Raw genomic sequence first — 2,598 nt, forward strand, 5'->3', positions numbered from 1 at the left:
GTTGTCGCTCGCCGGGAAGTAGCCGTCGTCGAAGGTCACTCCGCCGCCGACCGTGATCTTCCCCGGCAGGTTCCACCACGAGCGGCCGAGGGCCGTCAGGTCGTAGGTCGTCCAGAGGGTGAAGGCGTTGGCGGGCACGAAGGGCGCGACCCGGCCCGCATTGACGCCGGACAGGACCGTCCCGTCGAGGTGGGTGTAGCCGGCGATGATGTTCCACTCCTCGCTGAGCTTGCCGGTGATCGAGGCCTCGAACCCGTCGACCCGGCGGCGCTCGCCCGCGTCGAGGGCGCCGTTGATGATGCTGCCCGTGACGGGATCGATGTCGAAGCTGTTGCTCTTGTCGATCCGGAACAGCGCCGCGGCGAGGCCGAGGCGGCCGCCGAGCACGCTGACCTTGGCGCCGACCTCGTAGAGGTCGCTCTCCTCGGGCTTCAGCGCGGCGGCGTTCGGGATCTCGATGCCCGTCGAGTTCGCCACGTACTGCCCCTGCGGGGAGAAGCCGCGCGAATAGGAGACGTAGTAGGTCTGCTCGGGCGTCGGCTGCCAGATGCCGCTGACCTTCGGGCTGACCCCGGTCGAGGGGGCGATCACGGAGGGGGTGAAGACGGCGTTCGCGTTGGTGGCGGTGTAGCTGCTGACGAAGCGGTCGACGCGCACGCCGCCCAGGATCGAGAATTGCTCGGTCAGCCAGACCCGGTCGCTGAAGAAGGCGCCGAGATTGGCGCCTTGCGTCAGGCGGCGGCTGGCCGGGTTCGGCACCAGCGAGTAGCCGACCTGATCGTGGAGCGGGGTCAGCAGGCGCTGGTTCGGGCGCGTTCCGAGCACCTGGTAGTTGATGCGGTCGTCGTCCTGGTAGAACAGGTCGAGCCCGGTCACGACCTCGTGGCGCAGGAAGCCGGTGTGGAACTTGGCGATGGCCGTCGTGACGTTCTGCGCGCCCCAGGCGTCCTGTCCGAACGTCTGGCCGCCGCCCGCGCTATAGGTCACGAAGGGATTGCGGCCCGCGAAGAAGTCGGTGACGCAGGTGCCGGTGCAGATCGCGGCGGTGGTCGAGAAGTTCCGGTCGTAGAACGAGAGCCGGGAATCGTTGGTCACGGTCAGCCAGGGGGCGACCTCCCACTTCATCAGCGAGGTGAGGAGGTGGACATCCGCGACGTCGCGGTCGCTGGTGCGCACGTAGGAGGTGTTGCGCGCCAGCCCGAACTCGGTGATCGGCAGGGCGTTGCGGGCGCCCGGGCGCAGCACGGTCGGCACGCCGTAATCGGGCGTGCGCTCGCTGTGCTGGTAGAAGTAGTTGAGGTGCCAGGTCGTGTCCGTGCCGAGGCCGAAGCCGAGCGAGGCGGCGAAGCCGGCCCGGTCGGATTTCACGAGGTCGCGGTCCTGCACGTCCTGGCGATGGACCATGCCGGTGAGGCGGATCGCGGTGGTCTCGTCGATGCGGCGGTTGATGTCGAAGGTGCCCCGGGCTGTCGGCCCGCTGCCGCCGAGCGTGTCGATCGTCGTGAAATCGGTCAGCCCCGCCCGCTTCGAGACGATGTTGATGGCGCCGCCCGCGGTGCCGAGGCCGAGCGTCTCCGAGGCCGGGCCCTTGATGACCACCACGTCCTGGATGTTGAAGCTGTCGCGGGCGTAGACGCCGAAATCGCGCAGGCCGTCGAGATAGACGTCGTTCTTGGCCTGGAAGCCCCGGATGCGGAACTGGTCGCCGTTGAGGCCGCCATTGCCCTCGCCCGCCGAGACCGTGATGCCCGGCACGTTGCGCAGGGCCTGCTCCAGGGTGGTCGCCTGCTGCTGCCGGATGACCTCGCCCGGGACGACGCTGATCGCCTGCGGCGTGTCCTGGATGCGGCCGGGGAGCCGCGAGAGGCCGGTGCCTTCGTTCAGCACGTTGGGGTCGCTCAGGCGGAAGCCCTCGACGCTGAGGAGCGGCAGGTCGGCGGCGACGTCCTGCGCCTCCGCGTCGAACGGCACGAAGGCGCCGAGCGTCGCCGCGAGTCCGAGGCCGACCGCATTCGATCCGCCCGTGTCCCTCATCGATAGTTGGGCACGCATCACCGATAGTCTCCGCTGAATGACCGTCCTTAGTGAAACTCTGCCGGCGGATGCAACGGTTATCCTGCGGTTTTCAGCGAAAGATACACAAGCGCAACATTTTAGATTTGCTCTAAATCGAGTTTGAAATCATTCTGAACTGCGGTCGATTACCCGCAATCGATGCTTTTCATCTGTGCAATGCATGGTATTGCGGCCGCTGAATGCGGCCCGCCGGGGTCTGCTCGCGGGATCGACGGCTCGGGCGTGGGATCGGACGTGCCACCTTCCGGATCAGCTGCCCGCGCGGGAAGCGGGATCTGCGGCGCGGCCCCGAACGTCTGGGATCTGCACCGGCATTCGGAGGCCGATTGGCGCGCCCTGTTCGCGCGGCGCCCGCAGGAGGCGGCGTCCTGGATCCGCTTCGCGGCCGGCAAGGGATTCCGCGCGGCGCAACTCATGCTCGGCCAGATGCATCTCGACGGGACGGGCGTGCCGCGCGACGCGGGCGCCGCCTACGCGTGGTTCGCGCGCGCGGCCGCCATCGGCAGCCTGGAGGCCCGCAAC

General features: G+C 68.3%; 1 protein-coding gene and 1 pseudogene. One reads left to right on the plus strand and one right to left on the minus strand.

Translation table 11 applies throughout. The features are described from left to right. The coding region (locus tag E1J50_RS26325; RefSeq protein ID WP_132257211.1) for a TonB-dependent receptor at positions 1-2,052 on the minus strand (2,052 nt) is incomplete at its 3' end. Between the two features lie 258 nt (positions 2,053-2,310). Here E1J50_RS26325 and E1J50_RS26330 point away from each other — a divergent pair. Further along, positions 2,311-2,598, plus strand: a pseudogene (locus E1J50_RS26330) (hypothetical protein); the annotation flags it as partial.

Origin of the sequence: Methylobacterium segetis (assembly GCF_004348265.1) — a bacterium.
GTDB classification, from domain to species: Bacteria; Pseudomonadota; Alphaproteobacteria; order Rhizobiales; family Beijerinckiaceae; genus Methylobacterium; species Methylobacterium segetis.